This is a genomic window from Ochrobactrum sp. SFR4 (assembly GCF_019730395.1).
GTDB lineage: Bacteria > Pseudomonadota > Alphaproteobacteria > Rhizobiales > Rhizobiaceae > Pseudochrobactrum.
Window position 1 is genome coordinate 1 of sequence record NZ_JAAPBB010000811.1, and the last position, 269, is coordinate 269.

Consider the following 269-nt stretch of genomic DNA (forward strand, 5'->3'; position numbering starts at 1 on the left):
TGCAGCGCATGGCCTCCGAGAAGCGTGGTGTGCTGGTTTATCTGCGTGAAGGCTCTGTGGGTGTTGGTAAAAATGAGCAATCCCGCCGCCATGCGGAGCATCACGACAGGGAAGACCATAAAGAAGCGCAGGCGCGTGAGGAAGAATGGCGCCAGATTGGTCTGGGTGCGCAGATTTTGAAAGATCTGGGGATTAGTTCCATCCGCTTGCTGGCTTCCAAAGAACGCCATTATGTCGGTTTGGAAGGTTTCGGTATTACTATTCTTAAG

Annotated in this window: 1 protein-coding gene; it reads left to right on the plus strand. The window is 52.4% G+C overall.

From position 1 onward, the window contains the following. A partial coding sequence (locus HBA93_RS21335) for a GTP cyclohydrolase II (RefSeq protein ID WP_502910173.1) occupies positions 1 to 269 on the plus strand: 269 nt, incomplete at both ends.